This is a genomic window from Pseudomonas sp. MDV22-iso1, from assembly GCF_058145095.1.
In genome coordinates this window covers 1-7,236 of the sequence record NZ_JBYVMF010000055.1, presented here as the reverse complement: position 1 = coordinate 7,236, position 7,236 = coordinate 1, and the positions used below count along the sequence as shown (strand labels likewise).

Below are 7,236 nucleotides of genomic sequence, written 5' to 3'. Positions count from 1 at the left end.
GGGGGGGGGGGGGCATACTTATTTAATTGGCGACCATAAATAACAGGACAGACTCAAAATCGATATTCTGTCCTGTTTTTTTATAGCCTTCCCTATATTTACTTACATCCCGCCCTGTGCGAGCGAGCTTGCATGCGAAAGCACAACAACCGACCACTTCAATCAGTCCTGAGCCTGCTTCATCCCCAAACAATCAATCGACCGATCAACCATGGCCTTGGCGATCTCCAGCAAATGCCACACCGAAAAAACCATTGCCCTGTCTGCGCCTTTCAGGTGATCACCGCATTGATAGGCGGTAACCGAAGCACAGCGCAGCAGGTCAGCGATATAGAGTTGGGTGTCTTCAAAGCTCACGTCGTTGCTGACGTTGTAGAACCGCAGTTCATCCGGTGCCGACGGTTGTTCGCCGGTCAGGTAGAAATCGATTGCACGGTAAAGGGCGGAGCGGTCTCTGAGCAGATCGTCATTTCTGGTTGAGTTTGAGGGTGGATCGGGGACCGGTTTTTTCATTGGTAAAACTCCTAGAGCTAATTGGAGCCAACCGATATCGCGACTAAACGAGAAGGGGTGGCGGCTGCGCACAGGTTAGTCGACCGGCCTCCAGGAATACCGGCGCACCCGAAGGTGCCCTGCGCACAGCCACCATAGATTCAGGCGATAAAAAACACCTGAACGGAGGTAGCGCTGTACGCCTGAAGAGATCCGGGCGACTAAACCCGATCACTGATAAGCAGTGACGGACGGAGATTAGGCACGGAAATCTGTCGGCGCAAGCGTGCGAAATAATCTAGGAAACGTCCCGCAAAAGGAAGGGATTCGCGCTGTAGGAAGCCAGTTTTTCCTATAGGAAAACTTACTTTCCGACGAGAGAAATACCCCATGCGGACCCACGATGGATCGATAGTTTTACGTCAGTTCGGCCTAAGCCCTAACAGTTCTGATAGGTAGGCAAAGGCTTGGAAAGGAATGATGCTGAAGCCTCGGCTTTTTCGACCTTTGCAAGGAGCTCCAGTCAATGCCTACTCCCAATCGCGAAACCCTTTTGTGTCGCTACCACTACGACCCGCTTGATCGTCTGGTCAACAGCACACCCTTTGAACAACCCACCCAGCGCTATTACTGCAAAACTCGCCTGGCCACTGAAATACAAGACGGTGTGCATCGAAGCATCCTGCAGCACGAAGATCAGCTGTTGGCACAGCAGCAGCGCGAAGACGGCAAGATCGCCGCCACGCTGCTGGCAACCGATCAACAACGTTCAGTATTGAACGCGCTTGATGCCAACCAGCCCAAGCCCATCGCCTACTCGCCCTACGGTCATCGTCCTCTGGGGAATGGCTTACTGAGTTTGCTGGGATTCAACGGCGAGCGGCCAGACCCGGTGACCGGGCATTATCATTTAGGCAGTGGGTATCGTCAGCTCAACCCGGTGTTGATGCGGTTCAACAGTCCGGACAGCTGGAGTCCGTTTGGGGAGGGAGGGTTGAATGCTTATGCGTATTGCGCTGGCGATCCGATAAACCATGTTGATCCTAATGGGCACTCTTTGATGGGAGTTATTGTTAAATTCATGCCAGGAAGTTCGCTGGCCAGATCGCCTGAAATAATGAACAACGTTAGTGAACTCATGACGATGAAACGAGGAATGCGGTACAACGGAGAGACGTTAGGATATCAACTTGGCGAACATTCAAAGCTACTGAGTCTTGACGACATGAGCATTGGAAAGATAAATCTCCACGCAGAAATAATCGAGGGAGCCAATGCCAACTTGATAAAAAAACAAATCGATTTATTAAAGCAACTGCCAGATTCTCCAGCAAAACGAGAGGCCGTCGAGTTTATGGCAAGCCCGATACAGTACCCTTCAGCAACCAGCGGCACGAGCAGCAAGGACAGGGCGGTAATGAACTTGCACTCTCAAGTAATGGGATTCGAACATCAACACGCTATTTTAAACAAGATCAAGACCATCCCCACTACTACCTCTCCAGCAGCCAGCAGTGCTGCCATACGCCAACTCAAATAAAAAATTACTTCTAGAAGACATAATGCGACATTTATTTTAACCATCACCAAAACAGTGTTCTTATTGTCCTCATCGCGAGCAGGCTCACTCCCACATTTGATCGCCGGTGAACACGAGGTTTGCGTTCAGCGCGAATCCCTGTGGGAGTGAGCCTGCTCGCGATGGCGGAGGCACAGGCAGCATCGATGTCGCCTGACACACCTCATCGCGAGCAAGCCCGCTCCCACATTTGATCGCCGGTGAACACGAGGTTTGCGTTCAGCGCGAATCCCTGTGGGAGTGAGCCTGCTCGCGATGGCACCGCACCGGATCCACCGGAAACAATCGAAAAATCAGCGACGCCAACACCCGCCCTTCCCGCTGATCCTCACGCAACCCCAGTGACCGGCTCATTCCACCGCTCCGATATCAAACGCCAGCGGCTTGGCGGTCTTCTGCCCCACCCCATACCAATCCAGCTTGCGCGTCAGCACCATAAACACGCCCAGCAACCCGAACAGCAACAGCGAGCCCATCAACAACGCGTAATCCTCGGCGCTCAACAAGCCATAGAGCAAGCCGTACAACGCCGCCAGCCCTGCTGAAAAACTCAATCCGTGACGCACGCTGCGCAGCACATGGCAGACATAGAACCCGATCAACAATACACAACCACTGGCCGACAACAGATACGCCAAGGCAAAACCAATGTGTTCGGACAGCGACAACAGCAGCAGATAGAAAAACGCCAATGCCACCCCCACCAGCGCATATTGCACCGGGTGCACCGCCAGGCTTTTCAACACTTCGAAGAGGAAGAAACCGGCGAATGTCAGGACGATGAACAGCAGCGCGTATTTGATCGCCCGATCGCTTTTCAGGTACTGGTCCACTGGGTCGATAAAGCTCACGCCAAAGCTGCGGCTATTGAACACTTCGCAGTTCTTGCCGGAGACGCAGCTGTTCATCGCTTCTTGCAGATTGGTGGAGAAAAATGAGGTCTGCCAATTGGCAGTGAAGCCCTGATCGGTGACTTCCCGCTGGGCCGGCAGGTAGTTGCCGACGAAACTCGGATGCGGCCAGTTGGCAGCCAGCGACACCTTGCTGGTCTTGCCCACCGGTACAACCTGCAACTGACCGGTGCCTTGCAGGCGCAGGTCGAAACCGAAGGTCAGTTCAGTCGGCGCTTTGGCGTCCAGAGCAGGCAGCGTTACGTGCACGCCCTCGCCCAACCAGCGCACCTGGCTGCCCGGAACGAAGTCCAGACGCTGGCTGCCCAGCTCAAGTTTCAACGCGTTCTCGATGCCGCGAATGTCACTGATCCCGACGGCCAGAAAGGGCGGGTCGAACTGGTAATCGCTGAAGTCTTCCTTGATGCCCAATTGCGCCGGCAACGAGAAGTGCCCGCTGATGCGATTGTCGGCATGGAACAGCCGCGCCTCATAAATCCCCCGCTTACGCAATTCCGTCTCAACCTGGCCATTGAGCTCGAAATGTTCCGGCAGAAAGTACAGACGACCCCGCTCTTCACTGAGGTCTTGATAGCGTTGGTTGGTTTTCTCGTTGAGTTTCCAGGTGCGCACCACCTTGCGATACGGCACCAACATCAGCGGACCGCTGAGCTGCTGGCTGTAACTGGAACTGCGGGCGATGTCTTCGAGCACGCCATCGCGCAGTTGCTGGCGGTCCTGGATCACGCCGCTGATCATCAGCAATGGAATGAGCAACAACAGGATCAACAGGGCAATGGCCCCGAGTTTCAGGGTCAGGCTTCGGTTCATGGGACTCTCCTTGTTTGGATGGGGAGAGTCTGGGTTGGCTGTATGGGGGTTTTATGTGAGGAATATGGAGAGTGTGTGGAATTCGAAAAGATCGCAGCCTCGTTTCTCTCGACAGCTCCTACAGGATTTGTGTCAAAGCCAGATCCCCAAACCCACCACCATCCCCTGTAGGAGCTGCCGCAGGCTGCGATCTTTTTGCTTTAAGGCAGCCGTAAAATCACCTGCACGCCGCCCTCAACATTGCCAATAACCATGACGCCGCCATGTAGCTTCACCACCTCCTCGACAAAATTGAGCCCTAACCCCGTGCTCTTACGTCCACTGTCCGGACGCGGCAGCGAGTAAAAACGCTCGTTCAAGCGCGGCAACGCATAGTCGGGAATGGGCGCAGCCTGGTTGAACAACCTGAACTCGATCTGCCCCCCAATACGCTCGGCACTGAATCGCAGCACGCCCTGAACTGGTGTGAAATCCAGCGCGTTCTCCAGCAAATTCCCCAGCGCCTGACGCAACAAAAAAGGCTCACCGTGCAGTTCAAGTTCCGGGGCAATTCGCTGTTCGACGCGCAACTGCTTGCCCTCGATCCGCGCCGCCTGCGCATTCAACAGCTCATCCACCAAACCCGCCAACGGCACCGCTACCCGCTCTTCCAGCCCTTGCCGTTGTTCCACCTGCGCCAGGTTCAACAAGCGCTCGATCAACTGCTGCATCCGTACGCTTTCGCTGTCGATGTTGCCGACGAACCGCTGCCGCTGCGCTAACGGCATCTCGCCTTGCAGCAGCTCCGCCGCGCCCCGAATCGCCGCCAGCGGGCTCTTCAGTTCATGGGTCAGCGTATGGACATACCGCTCCACGTAAGCCTTGCCTTCGAGCTGCGTGCGCATCTGTTCCACCGCTGTCGCCAGTTGCTCCAGCTCGCCACCGCGATAGTGCGGCACCTCGACTCGCCGACCTTCACTGACGGCCTGCGCGTACACCGTCAAACGACGTAGCGCCGCGCTCAGCCACCACGACAACAGCGCGCCGAACAACAGGCCGAGGCCGATCAATCCGGCGCCGTAGATCAGCAGCCGTCGTTCGGTGCGATCAACATACGGTTGCAGCGAGCTGTTGGGCTTGGCGACGGTGACCACGCCGATGATCTGACCGTTGTCGCGGATCGGCGCGCCCACGTGCATCACCGAGGAGCTGGCATCCTGCGGGTCGCTGCGAGTAGAGCGCGCGCCGTACTCGCCGCGCAGGGTCAGGTAGACGTCGTTCCAGCGTGAGTAATCCTGGCCCACCGCCAGCCCGCTGGAGTCCAGCACCACAATGCCGTTGGCGTCGGTGACATAGATCCGGTGGTTAACCTGATTTTTCGGCATTCCCCAAATACTCGCCTTCGGTTGCCGCTCGCCATAAGCCTTGAGCAGTTGCGGCCAGCGGTTCTGATTGAGGGTGCCGGCCTTGAAGTCATCACGCAGAATTTCGGCCATGAGATTGGCCGTATCGACCAAGGTTTCTTCGGTGGATTGGCGCACACCGGGGCGGATTTCTTCCATGACGGTGCTGAGTACGAAGTAACCGGTCAGCCCGATAAACAGTACAAAGACCAGGAAAATCCGTATCCCCAGCCGCATCAGCTGCGCCCCGGACTGTAGCTGTAACCGAGGCCACGATGTGTCTGGATCGGCTCGGCATCAGCCTTCACCAGCCGCAATTTGGCGCGCACGCTCTTGATATGGCTGTCGATGCTGCGCTCGTAACCGGCATCGGCCGCGACACCCAGCGCATCCAGCAACTGCTCACGACTGAATACGCGCTCGGGTTGATCCAGCAGACAGTGCAGCAGACGAAATTCGTGGCGAGTCAGGCTAAGCGGCTGCTCGCGATAGCTGATCTGCACGCGCTCGCTGTCGACGCGAAACAAAACGGATGTCATCTCGGGCACCGCTCGCGGCACCATGCGTTTGAGAATCGCCCGGACCCGCGCTGCCACTTCACGGGGGCTGAATGGTTTGACGACGTAATCGTCAGCACCGATCTCAAGGCCTACCACCCGATCGATCTCCCCATCCCGGGCGCTGAGGAACATCACCGGCACTTCGCTGAAGCGCCGCAGTTGCTTGCAGGTTTCAAAGCCGCTGATGTCGGGCAGCCCGATGTCGAGAATGATCAGATCGGCCGGCGTCAGGCGCTGATGCTCAAGCGCCGCCGCGCCGAGGCTCACCCAAGAGGTGGTAAAGCCCTCGCCCTGCAAGGCGAAAATCAGGGTGTCGGCAATCGCCGCTTCGTCTTCGACAATCAGGATATGAGGCATGGCATCCGGGCGCGGCTAAGGAATGGTCGAACGGTGAACCAAGGTGGGTTGGGCGTCAATCGGCAGTGAACCTAACAGTTCTGATAGTAGGCAGGGGTCGGTAAAGGGTTGATGCTGAGACACCCGCTATTGGGATCTTTTATGGAGATCAGCGATGTCCGCGCGCACTCGAAAAACAATGCTGCTGGCGACCGATCAACAGCAGTCGGTGTTGAACACTCTGGACGGGAACGGGCCTCGTTCCATCGCCTATACGCCCTATGGGCATCGTTCACCGGAGAATGGCTTGCTCAGCCTGCTGGGGTTCAACGGCGAACCGCCGGACGCGCTGAGCGGGCATTATCATTTGGGGAATGGTTATCGGCAGTTCAACCCGGTGTTGATGCGGTTTAACAGTCCGGACAGTTGGAGTCCGTTTGGGGAAGGTGGGTTGAATGCGTATGCGTATTGCGGGGGGGAGCCAGTCAACCGAAATGACCGAACCGGGCATATGTTTAAACCCTTAATAAAACTAACGGCCTCTGCCACCGAGGTAGCGTCTCCCGGAAAAAACCTTTTGAAGATTCCGGAGGTTGCTGCACCTCCAACGGCAGATATCACAACAATTATTGCCGGTAGCTCCGATCTTCCCGGGACCGGATCTATCACACCAACGACGCAAGTAAAAAATCCACGCACCCTCCCGAGTACTACAGATGTCCAGTTTCGCAGGGCCCTTGAACTAGCAGTCAACAAAGGACAACCCATTACACCTGACAACAATGGTGTCACGCTGCCTGTACCCGACCCGGTACCGGCGGGGAGACCAGTACGTACGCGAAATAAGTTTGTGATAGGAGGTGATAGTGATTTCTTAAAACTAAAAATCGACGCCTCGAAACTTCCCGAACCCACCATTCAGAACAAGCAGGTCCGAAACCCATGACGATCTCCCATGCGTTGCAACTGATGACCGGCATCAGTCAGTTCGCCGTCATGGACGGCAATGAGCGTCAACCTCACAGTTATGCCAGGAGGCAGGCGCTGATACAGGATTGATGCTTGGACACCCAATATCAGAATCTTTTAAAGGAGATCAGCAATGCCTCTGCTGTAGTGGTCTAATGAAACCGGACACCCATTTAGGTGAGAATGCTCGCCAGATC

General features: G+C 55.9%; 5 protein-coding genes and 1 pseudogene. 2 read left to right on the top strand and 4 right to left on the bottom strand.

The window, feature by feature from the left end; all coding sequences use genetic code 11:
* Positions 1-162 precede the first annotated feature (162 nt).
* Positions 163-513, bottom strand: coding sequence for a DUF6124 family protein (locus tag AC3ZVB_RS29120; RefSeq protein ID WP_490148498.1), 351 nt, complete (start codon positions 511-513; stop codon positions 163-165).
* Positions 514-1,018: 505 nt separating this feature from the next.
* Here AC3ZVB_RS29120 and AC3ZVB_RS29115 point away from each other — a divergent pair.
* Complete coding sequence (locus tag AC3ZVB_RS29115; protein ID WP_490148497.1) at positions 1,019-2,032, top strand: RHS repeat-associated core domain-containing protein; 1,014 nt, start codon at positions 1,019-1,021, stop codon at positions 2,030-2,032.
* Positions 2,033-2,421: 389 nt separating this feature from the next.
* Here AC3ZVB_RS29115 and creD read toward each other — a convergent pair whose 3' ends face one another.
* The 3 genes from creD to creB form a co-directional block, all read right to left on the bottom strand.
* On the bottom strand, positions 2,422-3,792 hold the full coding sequence (gene creD / locus AC3ZVB_RS29110) for a cell envelope integrity protein CreD (RefSeq protein WP_490148496.1): 1,371 nt from the start codon (positions 3,790-3,792) through the stop codon (positions 2,422-2,424).
* Between the two features lie 200 nt (positions 3,793-3,992).
* Positions 3,993-5,411 carry a two-component system sensor histidine kinase CreC gene (gene creC, locus AC3ZVB_RS29105; RefSeq protein WP_490148495.1) on the bottom strand — a complete coding sequence of 473 codons (1,419 nt, stop codon included), beginning with the start codon at positions 5,409-5,411 and terminating at the stop codon, positions 3,993-3,995.
* On the bottom strand, positions 5,411-6,091 hold the full coding sequence (creB, locus tag AC3ZVB_RS29100; protein ID WP_490148494.1) for a two-component system response regulator CreB: 681 nt from the start codon (positions 6,089-6,091) through the stop codon (positions 5,411-5,413). Before creB ends, creC begins: the two co-directional genes overlap by 1 nt.
* 172 nt (positions 6,092-6,263) lie before the next feature.
* Between creB and AC3ZVB_RS29095 the strand changes: the two are divergent.
* Positions 6,264-6,584 (top strand): annotated as a pseudogene (locus AC3ZVB_RS29095) (RHS repeat-associated core domain-containing protein); the annotation flags it as partial.
* Positions 6,585-7,236 lie beyond the last annotated feature (652 nt).